Source organism: Streptomyces sp. NPDC002676, assembly GCF_053592455.1.
Genome location: NZ_JBSFVT010000013.1, coordinates 127831 through 148346 on the forward strand (window position 1 = coordinate 127831; position 20516 = coordinate 148346).

The 20516-nt window shown below is 71.6% G+C and carries 21 protein-coding genes; 15 read left to right on the forward strand and 6 right to left on the reverse strand.

Features of this window, described 5'->3' with window-relative positions:
* Positions 1-54: 54 nt before the first annotated feature.
* A complete protein-coding gene (locus ACWD3E_RS29740; RefSeq protein ID WP_451390660.1) occupies positions 55-705 on the forward strand; it encodes a thymidine kinase in 651 nt (216 codons plus the stop codon).
* Positions 706-730: 25 nt separating this feature from the next.
* Here the strand turns inward: ACWD3E_RS29740 and ACWD3E_RS29745 are convergent, their stop codons facing one another.
* Positions 731-1534, reverse strand: a complete 804-nt coding sequence (locus tag ACWD3E_RS29745) for a VOC family protein (RefSeq protein ID WP_451390661.1) — start codon at positions 1532-1534, stop codon at positions 731-733.
* Positions 1535-1790: 256 nt separating this feature from the next.
* On the opposite strand from ACWD3E_RS29745, the gene ACWD3E_RS29750 reads away from it, so the two are divergent.
* On the forward strand, positions 1791-2642 hold the full coding sequence (locus ACWD3E_RS29750; RefSeq protein WP_451390662.1) for a sulfurtransferase: 852 nt from the start codon (positions 1791-1793) through the stop codon (positions 2640-2642).
* A 78-nt stretch (positions 2643-2720) separates the two neighbouring features.
* On the opposite strand, the gene sepH is transcribed toward ACWD3E_RS29750, so the two are convergent.
* Complete coding sequence (gene sepH / locus ACWD3E_RS29755; protein WP_451390663.1) at positions 2721-3761, reverse strand: septation protein SepH; 1041 nt, start codon at positions 3759-3761, stop codon at positions 2721-2723.
* 479 nt (positions 3762-4240) lie between these two features.
* Between sepH and ACWD3E_RS29760 the strand changes: the two genes are divergently transcribed.
* Entirely contained in the window at positions 4241-4969 is a 729-nt protein-coding gene (locus tag ACWD3E_RS29760) for a hypothetical protein (protein ID WP_451390664.1), read from the forward strand.
* Here the strand turns inward: ACWD3E_RS29760 and ACWD3E_RS29765 are convergent.
* Entirely contained in the window at positions 4893-6221 is a 1329-nt protein-coding gene (locus ACWD3E_RS29765; protein ID WP_451390665.1) for a D-arabinono-1,4-lactone oxidase, read from the reverse strand. The two genes, ACWD3E_RS29760 and ACWD3E_RS29765, sit on opposite strands and share 77 nt — an antisense overlap.
* Positions 6181-7419 carry an MFS transporter gene (locus ACWD3E_RS29770; protein WP_451390666.1) on the reverse strand — a complete coding sequence of 413 codons (1239 nt, stop codon included), beginning with the start codon at positions 7417-7419 and terminating at the stop codon, positions 6181-6183. Before ACWD3E_RS29770 ends, ACWD3E_RS29765 begins: the two co-directional genes overlap by 41 nt.
* A 161-nt stretch (positions 7420-7580) precedes the next feature.
* Here ACWD3E_RS29770 and ACWD3E_RS29775 point away from each other — a divergent pair, with 161 nt between their 5' ends.
* Positions 7581-8708, forward strand: a complete 1128-nt coding sequence (locus ACWD3E_RS29775) for a ferrochelatase (protein WP_451390667.1) — start codon at positions 7581-7583, stop codon at positions 8706-8708.
* An 8-nt stretch (positions 8709-8716) separates the two neighbouring features.
* Positions 8717-9532, forward strand: coding sequence for an inositol monophosphatase family protein (locus ACWD3E_RS29780; protein ID WP_451390668.1), 816 nt, complete (start codon positions 8717-8719; stop codon positions 9530-9532).
* 77 nt (positions 9533-9609) lie between these two features.
* On the opposite strand, the gene ACWD3E_RS29785 is transcribed toward ACWD3E_RS29780, so the two are convergent.
* Complete coding sequence (locus ACWD3E_RS29785; RefSeq protein ID WP_451349193.1) at positions 9610-9783, reverse strand: hypothetical protein; 174 nt, start codon at positions 9781-9783, stop codon at positions 9610-9612.
* A gap of 412 nt (positions 9784-10195) precedes the next feature.
* Here ACWD3E_RS29785 and ACWD3E_RS29790 point away from each other — a divergent pair, with 412 nt between their 5' ends.
* The 4 genes from ACWD3E_RS29790 to ACWD3E_RS29805 all read left to right on the forward strand — a co-directional run bounded on the left by ACWD3E_RS29790 (position 10196) and on the right by ACWD3E_RS29805 (position 13720).
* Positions 10196-10849, forward strand: a complete 654-nt coding sequence (locus tag ACWD3E_RS29790; protein ID WP_161297296.1) for a response regulator transcription factor — start codon at positions 10196-10198, stop codon at positions 10847-10849.
* A 5-nt stretch (positions 10850-10854) separates the two neighbouring features.
* Positions 10855-12120, forward strand: a complete 1266-nt coding sequence (locus ACWD3E_RS29795; protein WP_451390669.1) for a sensor histidine kinase — start codon at positions 10855-10857, stop codon at positions 12118-12120.
* A gap of 393 nt (positions 12121-12513) precedes the next feature.
* Entirely contained in the window at positions 12514-12810 is a 297-nt protein-coding gene (locus tag ACWD3E_RS29800) for a DUF4193 domain-containing protein (protein WP_005481602.1), read from the forward strand.
* A 13-nt stretch (positions 12811-12823) separates the two neighbouring features.
* Complete coding sequence (locus ACWD3E_RS29805) at positions 12824-13720, forward strand: hypothetical protein (RefSeq protein WP_451390670.1); 897 nt, start codon at positions 12824-12826, stop codon at positions 13718-13720.
* An 18-nt stretch (positions 13721-13738) separates the two neighbouring features.
* Here ACWD3E_RS29805 and ACWD3E_RS29810 read toward each other — a convergent pair whose 3' ends face one another.
* The gene (locus ACWD3E_RS29810) at positions 13739-14197 is read right to left on the reverse strand and encodes a DUF3093 domain-containing protein (protein WP_451390671.1); all 459 of its coding nucleotides are present in this window, start codon (positions 14195-14197) and stop codon (positions 13739-13741) included.
* A gap of 112 nt (positions 14198-14309) precedes the next feature.
* Here ACWD3E_RS29810 and ACWD3E_RS29815 point away from each other — a divergent pair, with 112 nt between their 5' ends.
* From ACWD3E_RS29815 to ACWD3E_RS29840, 6 genes are all read left to right on the forward strand, one after another.
* On the forward strand, positions 14310-14894 hold the full coding sequence (locus ACWD3E_RS29815) for a PaaI family thioesterase (RefSeq protein WP_451390672.1): 585 nt from the start codon (positions 14310-14312) through the stop codon (positions 14892-14894).
* Positions 14891-15442: a dUTP diphosphatase gene (gene dut / locus ACWD3E_RS29820; protein WP_451390673.1), complete on the forward strand. Its 552-nt coding sequence runs from the start codon at positions 14891-14893 to the stop codon at positions 15440-15442. The genes ACWD3E_RS29815 and dut overlap by 4 nt, the downstream gene beginning before the upstream one ends.
* 1 nt (position 15443) lies before the next feature.
* Positions 15444-16208, forward strand: coding sequence for a DUF3710 domain-containing protein (locus tag ACWD3E_RS29825; RefSeq protein ID WP_451390674.1), 765 nt, complete (start codon positions 15444-15446; stop codon positions 16206-16208).
* A 218-nt stretch (positions 16209-16426) separates the two neighbouring features.
* A complete protein-coding gene (locus ACWD3E_RS29830; RefSeq protein WP_451390675.1) occupies positions 16427-17119 on the forward strand; it encodes an ABC transporter ATP-binding protein in 693 nt (230 codons plus the stop codon).
* Between the two features lie 126 nt (positions 17120-17245).
* Positions 17246-19789: an ATP-binding protein gene (locus ACWD3E_RS29835; protein WP_451390676.1), complete on the forward strand. Its 2544-nt coding sequence runs from the start codon at positions 17246-17248 to the stop codon at positions 19787-19789.
* Positions 19783-20502 carry a response regulator gene (locus tag ACWD3E_RS29840; RefSeq protein ID WP_451390677.1) on the forward strand — a complete coding sequence of 240 codons (720 nt, stop codon included), beginning with the start codon at positions 19783-19785 and terminating at the stop codon, positions 20500-20502. The genes ACWD3E_RS29835 and ACWD3E_RS29840 overlap by 7 nt, the downstream gene beginning before the upstream one ends.
* Positions 20503-20516: the final 14 nt, after the last annotated feature.

Genomic DNA, 20516 nt, shown 5'->3' on the forward strand with positions numbered 1-20516 from the left:
CCTCCCCGACCGCCCGCCCTTCCCATCTCCTCACCGAAAGGTGCTCAACTCCTCATGCCCGAGCTGGTGTTCTTCTCCGGAACGATGGACTGCGGGAAGTCGACGCTGGCTCTGCAGATCGAGCACAACCGCTCGACGAGAGGTCTGGTCGGCATGATCTTCACCCGGGACGACCGCGCGGGCGAGGGCAAGTTGTCCTCCCGGCTCGGCCTGGTCACCGACGCGGTGGAGGTCCAGGACGGCCAGGACCTGTACGCCTACCTGGTGGACCACCTCTCGCAGGGCGGCCGGGCGGACTATGTGATCGCGGACGAGGCGCAGTTCCTCGTGCCCGAGCAGATCGACCAGCTCGCGCGCGTGGTCGACGACCTGGGTGTGGACGTCTACGCCTTCGGGATCACCACGGACTTCCGCTCCAAGCTCTTCCCGGGCTCGCAGCGGCTCGTGGAGCTCGCCGACCGTATCGAGGTGCTCCAGGTCGAGGCGCTGTGCTGGTGCGGCGCCCGGGCCACGCACAACGCCCGCACGGTCGGCGGGCAGATGGTGGTCGAAGGCGCCCAGGTGGTCGTCGGAGACGTCAACCAGTCCGCGGGCGAGGTCGGCTACGAGGTGCTGTGCCGGCGCCACCACCGGCGTCGTATGACGAGCGCCTCTGCGCGCGCGGCGGCCCTGTCCCCGGACGTCCTGCCCGTCTCTCCTTCCTGAGCACTCACCTCTCCTGCCCGAGTACTCATCGCGGGCTCTGGACCACCGAGAACACGGCCCCCTCCGGGTCCGCGACCGTCGCGACCCGGCCGTGGGCGCTGTCGCGGGCCGGCCGCAGGACCTGGCCGCCCAGGCCTGTGACCTGGTGCAGCGTTTCATCGGTGTCGGCGACCTCGAAGTACGTGAGCCAGTGCGGCCCCCGGTCGCGGGGGAGGGCGTGGCCCACGCCGTGCAGACCGGCCACCGGGCGTCCGCCGATGTGCAGGGTCACGTAGTCGAAGTCGGCCGAAACCCACGGCTCCTCCTCGTAGCCGAACACGCTCTCGTAGAACTTGGCGACGCTCACCGTCTCGAAGGTGAGCAGCTCGTTCCACGCGGGCGTGCCGGGCACTCCGGTGACCTCCGTGCCGAGGTGCGCGGCCCCCTGCCAGATCCCGAACACCGCCCCGGACGGGTCAGCGGCGATGGCCATGCGTCCGGCGATGCGCCCGGCCTCGGGCGCGTCCAGCGGGCCGACGGCCACCGTGCCGCCGCACAGCCGTACGGCATCGGCCGTCCGGTCCACGTCGTCCGAGGCGAGGTAGGGCGTCCAGGCGACCGGCAGCCTGCGGTCCGGGGGCAGCTGGCCGATGCCCGCCACCTCCTGCCCGTCGAGCAGCGCCCGCACGTACGGGCCGAGCTGGTGCGGACCCGGCCGGAACTCCCAGCCGAACAGCTCCCCGTAGAACTCCTCGGTCGCGCTCAGTCCGTGCACCATCAGGCTCGCCCAGCAGGGCGTGCCGGGCGCGCACGGCGCATGCGGGCCGGCCGACTCCCGTGCCTCGGTCATCGATCACTCTCTCCCCGGCCTCTCGTGGTGGCCGTGTCGCTTCCGCTCCCCGGAAGGGGTGTGCCGCCGCGTGGCGGCTTCTCCGGGAGGTTGCCCGATCTGTCGTCTTATTGCCGTTTCGTGACGATTGACGACGTGTGTCCATCAGCTGTACAGCATGTGCTCGATCCCATACGCCTCGTGATCGAGTCTGTGTGGCCGAGCAGAGTAGCCGGACCTGGACGCCGCGGCCACCCCTGGCGTATGCATGGACGCCATGACAGCCATCATCACCGCAACCGAACTGGCACTTGACCTGAACGGGACGCACCCGCCCGTCCTGCTCGACGTCCGCTGGCAGCTGAGCGTGGCGAAGGCGGCGGGGGCCCCGGCCTTCGACGGACGGGCCGCGTACGAGGCCGGGCACATCCCCGGCGCGGTCTTCGTCGATCTGGACCGGGAGCTCGCCTCGGCCCCCGGCGCACACGGCCGGCACCCGCTTCCGGATCTCACGGAGTTCGGCGCGGACATGCGCCGCGCGGGCGTGTCGGCCACCCGGCCGGTCGTCGTGTACGACGGCGGGCAGGGCTGGGCCGCGGCGCGCGCCTGGTGGATGCTGCGCTGGACGGGTCACCCGGACGTGCGGGTCCTCGACGGCGGGTTGCCGTCCTGGGACGGCGAGTTGACGACGGAGGTGCCCGAGCCGGCGGCGGGCGACTTCGTGCCGAAGCCGGACGCCGCGGGCTTCCTCGATGCCGACGGGGCCGCCGCGCTGGCGCGCTCGGGTGTGCTGCTCGACGCGCGCGCGGGGGAGAGGTACCGCGGCGAGGTCGAGCCGATCGACCGGGTCGGCGGGCACATCCCGGGGGCGGTGTCGGCGCCGACGACGGAGAACGTGGGCCCCGACGGCCGTTTCCTGCCCGCGGCCGAACTGCGGGACCGTTTCAAGGCCCTTGGGGTGCTGGAGGCGCCCGAGGTGGGCGTCTACTGCGGTTCGGGCGTCTCGGGCGCGCACGAGGTGCTGGCCCTCGCGGTGGCGGGCATTCCGGCTGCCCTCTACGTGGGCTCCTGGTCGGAGTGGTCCGCGGACCCGTCCCGCCCGGTGGCGGTGGGCCCGGACCCGCAGTAGCGAGCAGCGGAACGAGGGGGCACGCGCGCGTGCCCCCTCTTCGCGGACCGTACGGCCTTCGCGGACCGTACGGCCGTACTACTCCTGCTTCTTGCGTCGCGTCCCGAACACGATCTCGTCCCAGCTCGGGACGGCGGCCCGGCGGCCGGGGCGGACGCCGTCGGCCTCGGCCTGGCGGTCGGTGGCGCCGATCAGCCGGTCGCGGTGGCTGCCCACCGAGCGCGGCATGAGGACGTCCGCGTAGGCGGAGCCGGCCGAGGCGGCGGGCGCCGGGGGCTCCTCCGTCGCAGGCTCGTCGGACGGTTCCTCGACAGGTTCCGCCGGGCGTTCCGGCACGACCAGGTCGCCCCGGAAGCTCGGTACCGCCTCCAGGAGGCTGGTCAGCGAGTCGCGCTCGCCCGTGGTCTCCTCGGCGGGCTCGGACGCCTGCGCGGGGAGGCTCGGCCGCTCCCGGTCGCCCCGGTCGAGGGTGCGATCCAGCGGGCGGTCGCGCGGCAGCCGGGCGATGCGCGGCACGAACGGAAAGCTCGGCTCCGGTACGGCGAGGTCGTCGGACTCGCCGATCAGCGAGCGCGCCTCGTCGTCCACGGCCTGGACGAGCCGCCTGGGCGGGTCGTACGTCCAGCTCGCCGAGTGCGGTTCGCCCGCGACCCGGTAGACGAGCATGACCTCCCAGGTGCCGTCGTCGCGGCGCCAGGAGTCCCACTGGACGGTGTCCTTCTCGGCACCGCGCAGCAGCAGTCGCTCCTGGACGGCCTCGCCGAGCAGCGGGCCGGAGTTCTCGCCGGGGCGGCGGACCGGGGTCTTGCGGGCCCGCTCGGCCATGAAGGCCCGCTCGGCCAGCACCGGACCCTCGAAGCGCCGGACCCGCTCGACGGGGATGCCGGCGAGCTGCGCGACCTCTTCGGCGGTGGCACCGGCGCGTATACGCGCCTGGATGTCACGCGGGCGGAGATGGCTCTCCACCTCGATCTCGATCTGGCCGAGGCGGGGCCGGTCGCCGCGCACGGCGGCGCGGAGCCGTTCGTCGATCGGAAGCGTGTACTCCGTTGCGTCGGCAGCCTTGAGCACCAGCCGTGTGCCGTCATTCGAGACGGCCACGACACGCAGTTCGGGCATGGGGACCTCCCGGGTGGTGCCTGCCGACGTCACGTGCGTCGCTGCTTCCGCTAGTCGAGTGTGGCCTGCCCGGGTGCAGCCTGCCACAACCTTGCCGAGTTGCCCGGCGTGTCGGGCACGGGCCCTGGGTCGCCGTTATGGCACGGTTACCTATTCGCAACGCTAAGTGACAAACTCCGTCACCCTGTGCAACTAGCCCCCTCCCGGCGGTCCTGCAAGGCCCCGGACACCCTGGTGGGGGACCGGACCCAGGGCTCGCAACAGTACTCCATTTGGACCACGTGCGTGGATTGGCGCGCCGCCCAACTTCTGGCAAGGCGTGCGACTTGGCCGTCGCGACCGGGTTCTGTCGATCACGAACGTGGCGAAGTTCACGTAATCTCCTGAAACGGAACTAATGGTTTCGCGTGTACGTCCCTTTCTGGTGCAGACGGTCGATCAGGACGATCAAGTGCGGGAAAGGCAGGCAGGTTCCGGGTATGCGTGAAATGCCCGACGCGAGGCGGAAGCGGATCGAGCTGAGCGTCCCCCAGGTCGCGGGCAGTGCCCTGGCGGCGGTCGTGGCGGCCAAACTGGCCTCGTATTTCGGGGTGTACGGCACGATCCTCGGCGCCGGCGTCGTCAGTGTCGTCGCCACCTGCGGTGGTCCCCTGTTCCAGCACTTCTTCCGGCGGACGGGGGAGCAACTGCGGGAGACGGCGACGGCCTCCCGGCCGGTGGGACGGCAGGTGGCACAAGTGCCGCTGCCGCCGGGCGAGTTCACGCCGGGCACCGTCTACCGCACGCGTGCGAGGAGCTGGCAGCGGCCCGCCCTTGCGGTCGCCGTCGTCTTCGGGGTCACCATGGGCGGCATCACGGCGTACGAGCTGGTGTCCGGGAGCAGCTTCAGTGGCGGCCGGGGGACGACGGTCAGCGACGCCGTCGCCGGCCGGGGGCCGTCCCACGCGAAGCCCGATGAGGTACCGGCCCCTTCGCGCACGCCGTCCGTCGAGCGCACCCCTGATGCCCACGGCGGCACGGCCCGCGGCGCGACGCCCACGCCTGACGGCTCCCCGAGCGACGAGCCGAGCGCGGAGCCGAGTGTGGCCCCGGCCGGCCCGACCCCCACGCCCGGCCAGTCGTCCGCGAGCCCTACGCCCCCAGAACCCTCCGCAAGTAGTCGTTCTGGAACAGCCGTTCCGGGTCAAGACGGTCCCGCAGCGCCGTGAACTCGGCGAAACGCGGATAGACCTGGGCGAAGTACTCCGCATCCCGCGTGTGCACCTTGCCCCAGTGCGGCCGGCCCTCGTGCGCGGTGAAGATGCGCTCGGCGGCGGTGAAATAGGCCTGGTACGGCGCGCCCCGGTACATGTGTACGGCGACGTACGCGCTGTCCCGGCCGGAGGCGGTGGACAGAGTGATGTCGTCGGCCGGGGCGGTGCGCACCTCGACCGGGAAGCTGATCCGCAGCCCGGAGCCGTCGATCATGGCCTTCAGCTCGCGCACCGTCTCGGCCAGGGCCGCGCGCGGGACGGCGTACTCCATCTCCACGAAGCGCACCCGGCGCGGCGAGGTGAAGACTTTGTAAGGGATGTCGGTGTACGTCCGCGCGGACAGGGCCTTGCTGGAGATCTGCGCGATCGCCGGGACGGTGGCGGGGGCGGCGCGCCCGACCCACTGGGCCACCTGGAAGACGCCGTTGGAGAGGAACTCGTCCTCGAACCAGCCGGCCAGCTGCCCCACCGGCTGCTCGGGACCCGCGCTGCGGTTGTTGCGCTTGGTGTTGGTGCTGCCGGTGTGCGGGAACCAGTAGAACTCGAAGTGCTCGTTCTCGGCCCACAGTTGGTCGAACTCGGCGAGGACCCGGTCGAGCGGCATCGGCTCCTCACGCGCGGTGAGCAGGAAGAGGGGCTCCACGGCGAAGGTGATCGCGGTGACGACGCCGAGGGCGCCCAGGCCTATGCGGGCCGCCGCGAAGACCGCGCGTTCTTCTTCGGTCCCCTGCTCCGAGCAGGTGAGCACCGAGCCGTCGGCGAGGACGAGTTCGAGTCCTTTGATCTGCGCGGCGATCGAGGCCGACTCGCGGCCCGTGCCGTGGGTGCCCGTGCTGGTGGCCCCGGAGACGGTCTGCTCCATGATGTCGCCCATGTTGGTGAGCGACAGACCCTCACGCGCGAGGGCCGCGTTGAGTCGCTTGAGCGGGGTGCCCGCCTCGACCGTGACAGTCATGGAGTCCCGGTCAATGTTGCGGATACCGGTCAACAGTTGAGGGTGGATCAAGAGACCGTCGGTGGCGGCGATCGACGTGAAGGAGTGCCCGGTGCCGACCGCCTTCACCTTGAGGCCGTCCTCGCGGGCCCGGCGCACCGCCGCGGCCAGCTCCTCCACGGAGGCCGGCGCGACCTGCCGCGCGGGGCGCGCCGCGACAGTGCCGCTCCAGTTACGCCAGGTGCCGCTCTTTCCGCTCGCTGTGCTGCTCAACGATGCCTCCCCGACTCGCGGCCGGCCTGCGGAGCCGGCGGTACCCGAGGAAACCGACCGCGACCGCGACGGCCCCGGACACGGCCGGAACCCCGTACCCGGCGCGCGCACCGGCCGAGTCGATCACCCAGCCGGCCACGGAGGAGCCGAGCGCGATCCCGACCGCGAGGCCGGTGCTCACCCAGGTCATGCCCTCGGTGAGCTGCGCGCGAGGTACGTGCTCTTCGATGAGGGACATCGTCGTGATCATCGTCGGCGCGATGGACAGCCCCGCAACGAACAGCGCCACGGCCAGAAGCGGCAGGTTTCCGACCAGTAGGAGGGGGATCATACTCACGGCCATCGCCGTCACGCCCAGCAGCCACCGGCGTTCCGGCGGCCCCGCGAGCCGCAGCAGGCCGAAGATCACTCCGGCCACACAGGAACCCGCCGCGTACAGGGAGAGGACCACGCTCGCGGCGGCCTTGTGGCCGCGTTCGTCGGCGAAGGCCACGGTGACCACGTCGATCGCCCCGAAGATCGTCCCCGTGGCCACGAAGGTCGCCACCAGCACCTGGAGCGCGCGCGAGCGCAGGGCCGAACCGCCGCCGTCCTGCACGCGCGGGTGAGGCTCCGGCTCGGTGGCGCGCTGGGCGGTCAGCCAGAAGACACCGGCGGTCAGGAAGCAGGCGGCCAGCAGCGGGCCCGCCTCCGGGAACCAGGCCGTGGACAGACCGATGGAGACGATCGGCCCGAAGACGAAGCAGACCTCGTCGGCGACCGACTCGAACGAGTACGCGGTGTGCAGCTTCGGCGTGCCCCGGTACAGGGCCGCCCAGCGGGCCCGGACCATCGCGCCCAGGCTCGGCACCGAGCCGATGCCGGCGGCACACACGAACAGCACCCAGTCCGGCCACCGCCAGTGCGCGGCGAGCAGCAGTCCGGCCGCCGCGGTGAGCGCCACCAGGGTCGCCGGGCGCAGCACCCGGCGCTGCCCGTGCCGGTCCACCAGCCGGGAGACCTGGGGCCCGATCGCCGCGGCGGACAGCGCGATGGTGGCCGACAGCGCGCCCGCGAGCCCGTACCGCCCGGTGAGCTGGGAGACCATCGTGATGACGCCGATGCCCATCATCGACAGCGGCAGCCGGCCGAGGAAGCCGGCGGCGGAGAAGGCCTTGGTGCCGGGCTCGGCGAACAGGGCGCGGTAGGGGCTGGGCACGCGGGTCTCCGTAAGGCGTAAAGAGGGTTGTTACAGCTTACGGGTTAGGTAATCCTAAGTCATCCGATTTTCGGCCCGGGATTTATCCCCGCAAATATCCCTAATCCGACTCTTCACCCTGCTGTTTCCTGGCTGTCAGTACCGGGTGGCAGGATCGGGGCATGCCAGACGCGCTCGATGCCACCCCGTACGACGCCCTGCTCCTGCTCTCCTTCGGCGGCCCCGAAGGCCCGGACGACGTGGTCCCGTTCCTGGAGAACGTCACGCGCGGGCGCGGCATCCCGAAGGAACGCCTGAAGGAAGTCGGGCAGCACTACTTCCTGTTCGGCGGGGTCAGCCCGATCAACGACCAGAACCGCGCCCTGCTGGACGCCCTTCGCAAGGACTTCGCCGAACACGGCCTGAACCTGCCTGTCTACTGGGGCAACCGCAACTGGGCGCCGTACCTCACGGACACCCTGCGCGAGATGGTCGCCGACGGCCGCCGCCGCATCCTGGTGCTCGCCACCAGCGCCTACGCCTCCTACTCGGGCTGCCGCCAGTACCGCGAGAACCTCGCCGACGCGCTGGCCGCCCTGGAGAGCGAGGGCCTGGAGCTGCCGAAGATCGACAAGCTGCGGCACTACTTCAACCACCCGGGCTTCGTCGAGCCCATGACCGACGGGGTGCTGAACGCCCTCGCCGACCTCCCCGAGGACGTCCGCGCGGGCGCCCACATCGCCTTCACCACCCACTCCATCCCGACCGCCGCCGCCGACACCTCCGGCCCGGTCGAGGCGCACGGCGAGGGCGGCGCCTACGTCGAGCAGCACCTGGACGTGGCCCAGCTGATCGCCGACGCCGTCCGCGAGCGCACCGGCGTCGACCACCCCTGGCGGCTCGTCTACCAGTCCCGCTCCGGCGCCCCGCACATCCCGTGGCTGGAGCCGGACATCTGCGACCACCTGGAGGAGCGGCAGGCCGCCGGCGCCCCCGCCGTGGTCATGGCGCCCATCGGCTTCGTCTCCGACCACATGGAGGTCCTGTACGACCTCGACACCGAGGCCAAGGCCAAGGCCGAGGAGCTGGGCCTGCCCGTACGCCGCTCGGCCACGGTCGGCGCCGACCCGCGGTTCGCCGCCGCCGTCCGCGAGCTGATCCTGGAGCGCGCCGCCGTGGAGCGCGGACAGGACGTCACCCCCTGCGCCCTCGGCGCGCTCGGCCCGAGCCACCAGCTGTGCCCCGTCGGCTGCTGCCCGGCCCGCACCCCGCACCCCGCCGCCGCGGGTGCCGACAGCCCCTACGCGTGAGGAGACCCGTGTCCGACGCCCTCCACAGGGAACTGCTCGAACTCGCCCAGGAGGCCGCCCGCCGCGCCGGCGAGCTGCTGCGGGACGGCCGCCCGGCCGACCTGGCCGTGGCGAAGACCAAGTCCAGCCCGATCGACGTCGTCACCGAGATGGACATCGCGGCGGAGAAGCTGATCACCGACCTGATCTCCGGCGAGCGCCCCGACGACGGCTTCCTCGGGGAGGAGGGCGCCGCCGTCGAGGGCAGCAGCGGAGTGCGCTGGGTGATCGACCCGCTCGACGGCACGGTGAACTACCTGTACGGGCTGCCGACCTGGGCGGTGTCCATCGCAGCCGAGCGGGACGGCGAGGCCGTCGCCGGGGTCGTCGCGGCCCCGATGCGCGGCGAGACGTACCACGCGGTGCGCGGCGGCGGAGCCTGGGCCACGGGCGCCTGGGAGGGCGAGCGCGCGCTGTCCGGCCGTCCCGCGCCCCCGCTGGACCAGGCGCTGGTCTCCACCGGCTTCAACTACGTCGCCGAGGTCCGCGCCCACCAGGCCGAGGTGGCCGGCCGGCTGATCCCCCTGGTCCGGGACATCCGGCGCGGGGGCTCGGCGGCGATCGACCTGTGCGACGTGGCCTGCGGCCGGCTCGACGGGTACTACGAGCGGGGGCTCAACGCCTGGGACGTCGCCGCCGGGGACCTGATCGCCCGCGAGGCCGGCGCCCTGACCGGTGGACGGCCCGGAGAGCGGCCGTCGCGCGAGCTGACGGTCGCGGGTACGCCGGGCGTCTTCGAGCCCCTCCAGCGGTTGCTGGAGGACTTCGGGGCCTGGCACGACTGAGGGCCTGCCGACAGCCGGAAACGCAAAGGGACCCCGACGCTGGATTCGTCGGGGTCCCTTCCTGCGCTTCGGGCCGGTCAGGCGTGCGAGGCGCCGACCTCCACACCGTGTTCGGCGGCGAGACGGCGCAGGTCGTCGAGTTCGGCCTGCTCCACCTCCACCAGGAAGTCGTCGCCCTCGTCACGAGCCCGCGACAGGTCGGACTCGGTCGCCTTTATGCGCTGCAGAAGTCCCGTCGTGAATGCGTCCATGCTGCGCCCCCTCGTCCTGGGTCGTGGGTCGGTGGCACGGGGGTGTGCCGTTCGGAAGGGGCGATCACGTCTCTCGCGGGTGCCCAGCGCTGCCCGGCCGGGCGGCGACGGTGCCGGACACCCACGCCCACGCTGCGAAGCGACGGCGGTGTACCGCATGGTGCTGCGGCACATGCAGAGCGTGATCGCGGGGTGTAACAGCCGTCCTCCCCCCGCTCCCTTCCGCGGAAACCTCAACCGGAAGAGAAAATCTCGCATTCCCGCCCGGTCGCCTCGATCCCTGCGGTCCGGGCACCCGTCTTACAGCCGACTTATGGCCGAAAAGGGCAGGATGGAGGTCACATCCCATCTCAGCCCTGCCCGCGCGCGCTCACGGCGCGCTACGCGGGTGGACACAGGAAGGACAAGCGACGTGCGCGTACTCGTCGTCGAAGACGAGCAGTTGCTCGCCGATGCGGTGGCCACCGGACTGCGCCGGGAGGCCATGGCCGTCGACGTCGTGTACGACGGTGCGGCCGCCCTGGAGCGCATCGGCGTCAACGACTACGACGTGGTCGTCCTCGACCGCGACCTCCCGCGCGTGCACGGCGACGACGTCTGCCGCAAGATCGTCGAGCTGGGCATGCCCACGCGCGTGCTCATGCTCACCGCCTCCGGCGACGTCAGCGACCGCGTCGAGGGCCTGGAGATCGGCGCCGACGACTACCTGCCCAAGCCGTTCGCCTTCAGCGAGCTGATCGCGCGCGTGCGCGCCCTCGGCCGCCGTACGAGCGTGCCCCTGCCGCCGGTCCTGGAGCGCGCCGGCATCAAGCTCGACCCCAACCGCCGCGAGGTCTTCCGCGACGGCAAGGAGGTCCAGCTCGCGCCCAAGGAGTTCGCGGTGCTGGAGGTGCTGATGCGCAGCGAGGGCGCTGTCGTGTCGGCCGAGCAGCTGCTGGAGAAGGCCTGGGACGAGAACACCGACCCGTTCACCAACGTGGTGCGGGTGACGGTCATGACGCTGCGCCGCAAGCTGGGCGAGCCGCCCGTCATCGTCACCGTGCCCGGCTCCGGCTACCGGATCTGATCCCCGTGGCCGCGACACCCGCGCCGCCCCAGGCGCCACCGAAACCCACCTGGGACCCCAGGAGGCCGCAGGCCCCTCTTCCCTGGCTGCGCCCGACCATCCGGATACGGCTCACGCTGCTGTACGGCGGCATGTTCCTGATCGCCGGCATCCTGCTGCTGTCGATCATCTACCTGCTGGCCGCGCAGGCGATCAACACCGGAAACCAGCCGCTGTTCAAGATCGTCAGCTTCCCGACGGGCTCTCAGCTGAAGATCACCAGCGCCAACTGCCCCGCGATCAACACGGCCAACACGGCCCAGCTGTCGCTGCAGGACTTCAACGACGCGATCAGCCAGTGCACCGACCTGCAGCGCCAGGCGGCCCTGAACGACCTGCTCAGCCGCTCCCTGCTGGCCCTGCTGGGCCTCGCCGTGATCGCCTTCGCGTTCGGCTACGCGATGGCCGGCCGCGTGCTGTCCCCGCTCGGCCGGATCACCCGCACCGCCCGCCAGGTGGCCGGCTCCGACCTGGCCCGCCGGATCGAGCTGGACGGCCCGGACGACGAGCTGAAGGAGCTGGCCGACACCTTCGACGACATGCTGGAGCGCCTCCAGCGGGCGTTCACCGCCCAGCAGCGCTTCGTCGGCAACGCCTCCCACGAGCTGCGCACGCCGCTCGCGATCAACCGCACGCTGCTGGAGGTGCACCTGTCCGATCCGAACGCGCCGATGGAACTGAAGCAGCTCGGCAAGACACTGCTGGCCACCAACGAGCGCAGCGAGCAGCTGGTCGAGGGCCTGCTGCTGCTCGCCCGCAGCGACAACCAGATCGTGGAGCGAGGGCCCGTCGATCTGGCCGAGGTGGCCGGGCAGGCCGTCGACCAGGTGCACGCCGAGGCGGAGGCCAAGGGCGTCGAGATCCGCGGCGAGCGCAAGCCCGTCGTGGTGCAGGGCAACGGCGTGCTGCTGGAGCGGATCGCGCTGAACCTCGTCCAGAACGCGGTGCGCTACAACGTGCCGGAGGCGGGCTGGGTCGAGGTCGCCACGGAGGTGGAGCACGGGCAGGCCGTACTGACGGTGTCGAACACCGGGCCGGTGGTGCCGGCGTACGAGATCGACAACCTCTTCGAGCCGTTCACACGGCTGCGTACGGAGCGCACGGGCAGTGACAAGGGTGTGGGCCTCGGCCTCTCCATCGTCCGCTCCGTGGCCCGCGCGCACGGCGGCCATATCGTGGCGAGGCCGAGGGAGGGCGGCGGCTTGGTGATGCGCGTCACCCTGCCGTTGTGACCCGTTCCAACACACGCGGGAGGATGTTCGCTATGCGCGGAATTTTCCAGACCCCGGGAGAGGTTTTCGTTGTGTGATCGATCACATGGGCGGATTTCCGGCCATGCACTCTCTGTGATCATGACACTAGGTGGAAAGCCGGGAAAATCCTGGTTTTCAGGGCACTTGATCACGGGAAGTACACGGTGAGGCGCCTTTGAGGTGCGGCATTCGAACCGTGTACGGTCCTCACCGCCATCCAAGCCGATCACACTTGAGGGATCGGATTGGGTGTCGATTGAGTAACAGACCTTGATGTGAGGCAAAATCTCCGCCTCAGGTCGGGCACAAGTCCGGCCTCTCACGCGTTACGTGCGCTGGAGACACCGCAGACACCCAGAGGGGGAGAGCGATATGGCAACCGATTACGACACTCCACGCAAGACCGACGACGACGTCGACTCGGACAGCCTTGAAGAGCTGAAGGCCCGCCGGAATGACAAGTCCACTTCCGCGGTGGACGTCGACGAGTTCGAGGCCGCAGAGGGCCTCGAACTGCCCGGCGCCGACCTCTCGAACGAGGAGTTGGCCGTCCGGGTGCTGCCGAAGCAGCAGGACGAGTTCACCTGCATGAGCTGCTTCCTGGTGCACCACCGCAGCCAGCTGGCCCGGGAGAAGAACGGTCAGCCGATCTGCCGCGACTGCGACTGAGGACGGGTCGGCCGTGACTGGCTCGACCCCTCCACGGAAGCGCCGCTTCCCCCTGCAGGGAGCGGACCAAGGGCCGTCCGACGGCTTGCACGGCGCGCGTGCCGACGAGCGGGGCTCACCCGAAGCGGGAGCCTCGCTCGAACCGGCGAGCGGCCGGGACGACCTCGCGGCGCCGACGGAGGAGCCTGCAGGCCTTGCCCGGCGACGGGCGGTGGTGATCCGGGACAAGGCCAGGGAACTGGCCCGGGAAGGCGTCCGCAGAGGCGGCAACCAGGCCCGCGCGGGGCTGGCGTACCTCGCGGACCGGATCATCGAGATCGCCCCGCGGATCCCCGTACGCGACCTTGCTGCCCTGCGTCGGCAGTTCCCGGGCCTCGGGCCCGAGCAGCTCGCCGACAAGCTCGTGGCGGGCGCGGCAGCCGCGACCTCCACGGTCGGGGCCGGAGTCGGGGCGGCGGCGATGCTGCCGGTGCCGCCGGCCATGCCGACCGAGCTGGCCGCGGAGATCACCGGGGTCGCGGCGATCGAGCTGAAGCTCATCGCCGAGCTGCACGAGGTGTACGGCCTGCGACCGCCGGGGAACCTCAAGGCGCGCAGTACCGCCTATCTGTCCTCCTGGTCGGGGGAGCGCGGCATAGACGTGATGAGACCGTCGACGATCAACACGGCCCTCGGGGGCCAGATGAAGCGCGAACTGCGTCAGCAGATCATGAAGCGGGTGGTCCGGGACCTGCCCAACCTGATGCCGTTCATGGTCGGCGCGGCGGTGGGGGCGGTCATGAACCGCCGGGACACCAAGAAACTCGCGGCACGCATCCGCACGGACCTCAGGAAGATCCAGGTCCCGTGGGAAGAGCTGCCGCAACTGCCGCCGCTGGAAGAGCCGGCGGAACCCCTGGAGGGCTTCTAGGCCCTGTGCCGGCCGGCCCTAGGCCTTCCGCGCCGCCTCGATCGCCGCTGCCAGCCGCTCCGGCTCCCGCGTCGACAGGTACAGGTACGGCGTCGGGTCCTGCGGGTCCGTGACCTCCACGCGCAGCGCCGTGGGGATGTAGGAGCGCAGCAGCAGGAAGGCGCGGGTGTCGGCCTTGTAGGTGCGCCAGGCGCGGGCCTCCTCGGGGTCCAGGATCTCCGAACCGCCCAGCGCCGACACCGGGATCTTCGCCTCGCCCGCGATCAGGGAGCCGCCCACGACACGGATCCGCAGCGACCCGTAGGAGCTGGCCGCGACGGCCGCGGCGGCGGTGCCGCCGGCCAGGCCGCCGAGCATCGGCAGGGTGCCGTAGGGGAGCAGGATCAGGGCCAGGGAGAGGCCCACGAGGAAGCTGATCACCCACCACGAGCGCGGGGCGGTGAGGCGTTCTTCGTAGGGGGCGGCGGAGTGCTGCATGGAGCCAAGCTTGGCACGGTATCCGGATCGGGCCGGAGTCGGGGCAGTCACCGCGAAGCACTGTCGGGTAGGGCGGTGGTGGGAGACGGGCGGGCGGGTAAGGTCTGCGGCTGTGAGTGGTAGTTCCGCAGCTCTTCAGCCTCCTGCCGACGCGGTGAAACCGGTTCGGCACCCCGACGCGCCCGCCCCCGGCGAGCCTCTCGGCGCCCACTACGAACACTGTTTCGGTTGTGGCCCCGGGCAGCCGCACGGCCTGCTCCTGGAGGCGCGGGCCGGTGAGGGTGTCTCCCTCACCGCCGAGTTCACCGTCCAGCCCGCCCACCAGGGCGCCCCGGGCCTCGCGCACGGCGGGGTGCTGGCCACCGCCCTCGACGAGACCCTCGGCTCGCTGAACTGGCTGCTGCGGACCATCGCCGTCACCGGCCGGCTGGAGACCGACTTCGTGCGGCCGGTGCCGGTGGGCACCGCGCTGCATCTGGAGGCCGAGGTCACCGCGGTGGCCGGGCGGAAGATCTACTCGACCGCGACCGGGCGCATCGGCGGCCCCGACGGGCCCGTCGCCGTCCGCGCCGACGCCCTGTTCATCGAGGTGAAGGTCGACCACTTCATCGACCACGGCCGCAAGGAGGAGATCCAGGCCGCCATGAGCGACCCGGACCAGATCCGGCGTGCCCGCGCCTTCGAGGTGAACCCGTGAGCCGAGATCCCCTGAACGTGCTGCTCCGGCGCATCGACCCGGACGTACCGCTTCCGGCTTACGAGCACCCCGGCGACGCCGGTGCCGATCTGCGCACCACCGAGGCCTGTGAACTGAAGCCCGGCGAGCGAGCCGTGCTGCCCACAGGAGTGTCGATCGCCCTCCCGGAGGGGTACGCGGCCTTCGTGCACCCACGTTCCGGTCTCGCCGCCCGCTGCGGTGTCGCGCTGGTGAATGCCCCAGGGACGGTTGATGCCGGGTACCGTGGGGAGATCAAGGTGATCGTGGTGAATCTCGACCCGCGCGAGTCCGTGCGGTTCGAGCGCTTCGACCGGATTGCCCAACTGGTCGTCCAGCAGGTCGAGAGGGTCCGCTTCCAGGAGGTGGCGGAACTTCCCGGCTCGGCGCGGGCCGAGGGGGGCTTCGGGTCCACCGGCGGGCATGCCGCGGTGGGCGGCGAAAGCGGCACAAGCGGTCAGGCCGCCATGGGCGGTCAGACGGGTGGGAATCGATACGCTTCGGTCGTATCCGACCGGGAAGGACAGTGACGTGTTCGGACGTCGCAAGAAGAAGGGTGCCGCCGAGGACGCGGCCGGCGAGGCCGAGCAGGTCGTCGACAGCGTCGACACCGAGGCGGACGAGGAAGAGGAGGCCGAGCGCGAGCGCGTCCGGCTGGAGCCCGAGCCCCGGCCCGACGGGCCGTGGGACAGCGAAGAGGTGCGCGACCCGGCCGAGGGCCGTGTCGACCTCGGCGGTCTTTTCGTACCTGGCGTCGACGGCATGGAGCTGCGGGTCGAGGTGGCCGGTGACGCGATCGTCGCCGCGACCGTCGTGCTGGGCGACAGCGCCGTCCAGCTCCAGGGGTTCGCCGCGCCCAAGCGCGAGGGCATCTGGGGCGAGGTCCGCGAGGAGATCGCGGCCGGCATCACCCAGCAGGGCGGCATCGTCGACGAGGTCGAGGGTCCGCTGGGCTGGGAGCTGCGCGCCCAGGTGCCGGTGCAGCTGCCGGACGGCACGGGCGGTTTCCAGGTCGTACGGTTCGTCGGCGTGGACGGCCCGCGCTGGTTCCTGCGCGGTGTGATCTCCGGCCAGGGCGCGGTGCAGCCGCAGGCGGCCGGCCTGCTGGAGCAGATCTTCCGGGACACGGTCGTGGTCCGCGGCGAGGGCCCGATGGCGCCCCGCGACCCGATCGTCCTCAAGCTGCCGAACGACGCCCAGATGGTTCCCGAAGGCGTCCAGCAGGAGGAGGGCTCGCGCTTCTCCGGCGGCATGGGCCAGCTGCAGCGCGGACCGGAGATCACCGAGGTCCGCTAGGCGCTCCGCTCGGCTGAGCAGTTCAAGGGCCGCTCCCCGCTCCCGGGGTGCGGCCCTTCGACGTGCGTGCCCCCTGGACGGCGGCACCGCACGCCCAGGCCCCGCAGGGACAAGATCGTCCGGTCGCCGAGGCCGGCCGAAACCGGAAGTGAACCGAAGCGTTGTCCCCTCGGGTCCTGTGCGGTGATACTGGCGCCCGGCCCACGGGGGGAGTCGTGATGACCGAGGTGGTCACCGAGACCATGGTGCGCGTCACGGACGTGCACAAGTCGTACGGGCGCGCCGCCGCCGCCGTCCATGCCCTGCGCGGGGTCTCCTTCGAGGTCCCGCGTGGCGAACTCGTCGCCCTCAAGGGTCGCTCGGGCTCCGGCAAGACCACCCTGCTCAACATCGTCGGCGGCCTCGACGCGCCCGACCAGGGGCGCGTCGAGCTCGACGGGCGGGACCTCGCCGAGCTGGGCGAGAACGGCCTGCTGGGGCTGCGCCGGGACCGGATCGGGTTCGTCTTCCAGTCCTTCGGGCTCATCCCGATCCTCAGCGCCGCCGAGAACGTCGGCGTACCGCTGCGGCTGCGCCGCGCCGAGCCGCGCGAGCGCGAGGAACGGGTCGAGCTGCTGCTCTCCCTCGTCGGACTCGCCGACCACGCGGCCCAGCGGCCCGGCGAACTCTCCGGCGGCCAGCAGCAGCGCGTGGCCATAGCCCGCGCCCTCGCCAACCAGCCCGCCCTGCTCATCGCCGACGAGCCGACCGGCCAGCTGGACGCCGAGACCGGGCACTCCGTCATGGAGCTGCTGCGGGCCGTGGTCCGCAGCGAGGGGGTCACCGCCCTGGTCGCCACCCACGACGCGACCCTGCTCGACCTGGCGGACCGGGTGCTGGAGCTGAGCGACGGCGAGATCGTCCAGCACTGAGGCTGTCCGGCACCGTCAGAGTTGTGTCAAAGACCCCCGTTGACCGGGCCATCGTCCCTTTTGTTCGCATCGTTGGCCGTAAGGTCGACGCTGCGTAGGCAGCAGTGACGGGAAGACAATAGGACCATGGCACGCGGCAAACTCCGGATCTACCTCGGTGCGGCACCGGGCGTGGGCAAGACCTACGCCATGCTGTCCGAGGCGCACCGCCGGATCGAGCGGGGCACCGACTGTGTCGTGGCCTACGTGGAGCACTACGACCGGCCGCGCACCGAGGTGATGCTGCACGGCCTGGAGCAGATCCCGCGCCGGCGGCTGGAGTACCGGGGCACCACCTTCGGCGAGATGGACGTGGACGCCGTACTGCACCGCAGGCCGGCCGTCGCCCTGGTGGACGAACTCGCCCACACGAACATCCCCGGCTCCCGCAACGCCAAGCGCTGGCAGGACGTCGAGGAGCTGCTGGCCGCCGGGGTCGACGTGATCTCGACGGTCAACATCCAGCACCTGGAGTCGCTCGGCGACGTCGTGGAGTCGATCACCGGGGTGCGGCAGCGCGAGACCGTGCCCGACGAGATCGTCCGCCGCGCCGACCAGATCGAACTGGTCGACATGTCGCCCCAGGCCCTGCGCCGCCGCATGGCCCACGGCAACATCTACAAGCCGGACAAGGTCGACGCGGCCCTGTCCAACTACTTCCGCCCCGGAAACCTCACCGCCCTGCGCGAGCTGGCGCTGCTGTGGGTGGCCGACCGGGTCGACGAGTACCTGAACAAGTACCGCAGCGAGCACCGCGTCTCCAAGATCTGGGGCTCGCGCGAGCGGATCGTGGTCGGGCTGACCGGCGGTCCTGAGGGGCGGACGCTGATCCGCCGGGCGGCGCGGCTGGCGGAGAAGGGCGCCGGCGGCGAGGTGCTGGCCGTCTACATAGCCCGCAGCGACGGCCTGACCGCGGCCTCGCCGAAGGAACTGGCCGTTCAGCGCACCCTGGTGGAGGACCTGGGCGGTACCTTCCACCACGTCGTCGGCGACGACATCCCGGCCGCGCTGCTGGACTTCGCGCGCGGCGTGAACGCCACCCAGATCGTGCTCGGCTCCTCGCGCCGCAAGGCCTGGCAGTACGTCTTCGGGCCCGGCGTCGGCGCCACCGTCGCCCGGGACTCCGGACCCGACCTCGACGTCCACATCGTCACCCACGAAGAGGTCGCCAAGGGCCGCGGGCTGCCCGTCGGCCGGGGCGCCCGGCTCGGCAGGTCCCGCATCATCTCGGGCTGGGCGGTCGGCCTGATCGGCCCCGCCGTGCTCGCGGCGCTGCACACCATCGACCTCGGCCTCGCCAACGACGTGCTGCTGTTCCTGGCCGTCACGGTCGCGGCGGCCCTGCTCGGGGGCCTGCTGCCCGCCCTGGCCTCGGCCGCCTTCGGCTCGCTCCTGCTGAACTACTTCTACATCCCGCCCCTGCACCGGCTGACCATCTCCGACCCGAAGAACATCGTGGCCATCGCGATCTTCTTCGGGGTCGCCGCGTCCGTGGCCTCCGTGGTGGACCTCGCGGCCCGGCGCACCCACCAGGCGGCCCGGCTGCGCGCCGAGTCCGAGATCCTCTCCTTCCTCGCCGGCAACGTCCTGCGCGGTGAGACAAGCCTGGAGGAGCTGCTGGAACGGGTCCGGGAGACCTTCGCCATGGAGTCGGCCGCCCTGCTGGAGCGGGCGAGCGACGTCGACCCCTGGACCTGCGCGGGCCGCGCCGGACTCGGGCCGGAGCTGGAACGGCCCGAGGACGCCGATGTCGACGTGCCGATAGGCGACCACATGGCCCTCGCCCTCACCGGCCGGGTGCTGCCCGCCGAGGACCGCCGGGTGCTCGCCGCCTTCGCCGCCCAGGCCGCCGTCGTCCTCGACCGCAGGCGCCTGCAGGAGGAGGCCGACCGGGCCCGTGCGCTCGCCGAGGGCAACCGCATCCGCACCGCCCTGCTCGCCGCCGTCAGCCACGACCTGCGCACCCCGCTCGCCGGCATCAAGGCCGCCGTGTCCTCGCTGCGCTCGGACGACGTGGCCTGGTCGGAGGAGGACCAGGCGGAGCTGCTGGAGGGCATCGAGGAGGGCGCCGACCGGCTCGACCACCTCGTGGGGAACCTGCTCGACATGTCCCGCCTGCACACCGGCACCGTCACCCCGATCATCCGGGAGATCGACGTCGACGAGGTCGTCCCGATGGCGCTCGTCGGCGTGCCCGAGGACAGCGTCGAGCTGGACGTGCCCGAGACGCTGCCCATGGTCGCCGTCGACCCCGGGCTGCTGGAGCGGTCGGTGGCCAACCTGGTGGAGAACGCCGTCAAGTACAGCCCGCCCGGCCGGCGCGTCCTCGTCTCCGCCAGCGCGATCAGCGACCGGGTCGAGGTGCGCGTGGTCGACCGCGGGCCCGGCGTCCCCGACGAGGCCAAGGACCGCATCTTCGAACCGTTCCAGCGGCATGGCGATGCGCCGCGCGGCGCCGGGGTCGGCCTCGGCCTCGCGGTCGCCCGTGGCTTCGCCGAGGCGATGGGCGGCACCCTCAACGCCGAGGACACGCCGGGCGGCGGACTCACCATGGTCCTCAGCCTGCGCGCGGCGGGAACGCCGTCCGCACAGCTCACCCCCGCACAACCGGAAAGGCAGGCCCTATGCTGAGCACCACTGGGGGGATCCCCCAGACCCCCACGAGGGTGCTCGTGGTCGACGACGAGCCGCAGATCGTGCGCGCCCTCGTGATCAACCTCAAGGCACGCAAGTACGAGGTGGACGCGGCCTCCGACGGCAGGACCGCCCTCGAACTCGCCGCCTCCCGCCACCCCGACGTGGTCGTCCTCGACCTGGGCCTGCCCGACATGGACGGCGTCGAGGTGATCAAGGGCCTGCGCGGCTGGACCCGCGTCCCCATCCTGGTCCTGTCCGCCCGGCACTCCTCCGACGAGAAGGTCGAGGCGCTGGACGCGGGCGCCGACGACTACGTCACCAAGCCCTTCGGCATGGACGAGCTGCTGGCCCGGCTGCGGGCCGCCGTGCGCCGCTCCGAGCCGGTCGGGGCGGGCGAGGACGACGTGACGACCGTGGAGACCGAGGGCTTCACCGTCGACCTGACCGCGAAGAAGGTCAACCGGGCCGGCAAGGATGTCCGCCTCACCCCGACCGAATGGCACCTGCTGGAGGCGCTGGTCCGCAACACCGGCCGCCTGGTCAGCCAGAAGCAGCTGCTCCAGGAGGTGTGGGGCCCGTCGTACGGGACGGAGACCAACTACCTGCGTGTCTACATGGCCCAGCTGCGCAGGAAGCTGGAGGCGGACCCCTCGCACCCGAAGCACTTCATCACCGAGCCCGGCATGGGGTACCGGTTCGAGAAGTGAGCTGCGCTACGGCG

Excerpts from the sequence above, each read along its gene's own strand:
- sepH (WP_451390663.1), bottom strand. The coding sequence starts at position 3,761 with ATGCCCGAACTGCGTGTCGTGGCCGTCTCGAATGACGGCACACGGCTG.
- ACWD3E_RS29840 (WP_451390677.1), top strand. The coding sequence starts at position 19,783 with ATGCTGAGCACCACTGGGGGGATCCCCCAGACCCCCACGAGGGTGCTC.
- ACWD3E_RS29740 (WP_451390660.1), top strand. The coding sequence starts at position 55 with ATGCCCGAGCTGGTGTTCTTCTCCGGAACGATGGACTGCGGGAAGTCG.
- ACWD3E_RS29760 (WP_451390664.1), top strand. The coding sequence starts at position 4,241 with ATGCGTGAAATGCCCGACGCGAGGCGGAAGCGGATCGAGCTGAGCGTC.
- ACWD3E_RS29835 (WP_451390676.1), top strand. The coding sequence starts at position 17,246 with ATGGCACGCGGCAAACTCCGGATCTACCTCGGTGCGGCACCGGGCGTG.
- ACWD3E_RS29800 (WP_005481602.1), top strand. The coding sequence starts at position 12,514 with ATGGCAACCGATTACGACACTCCACGCAAGACCGACGACGACGTCGAC.
- ACWD3E_RS29750 (WP_451390662.1), top strand. The coding sequence starts at position 1,791 with ATGACAGCCATCATCACCGCAACCGAACTGGCACTTGACCTGAACGGG.
- ACWD3E_RS29775 (WP_451390667.1), top strand. The coding sequence starts at position 7,581 with ATGCCAGACGCGCTCGATGCCACCCCGTACGACGCCCTGCTCCTGCTC.
- ACWD3E_RS29830 (WP_451390675.1), top strand. The coding sequence starts at position 16,427 with ATGACCGAGGTGGTCACCGAGACCATGGTGCGCGTCACGGACGTGCAC.
- ACWD3E_RS29810 (WP_451390671.1), bottom strand. The coding sequence starts at position 14,197 with ATGCAGCACTCCGCCGCCCCCTACGAAGAACGCCTCACCGCCCCGCGC.
- ACWD3E_RS29785 (WP_451349193.1), bottom strand. The coding sequence starts at position 9,783 with ATGGACGCATTCACGACGGGACTTCTGCAGCGCATAAAGGCGACCGAG.
- ACWD3E_RS29745 (WP_451390661.1), bottom strand. The coding sequence starts at position 1,534 with ATGACCGAGGCACGGGAGTCGGCCGGCCCGCATGCGCCGTGCGCGCCC.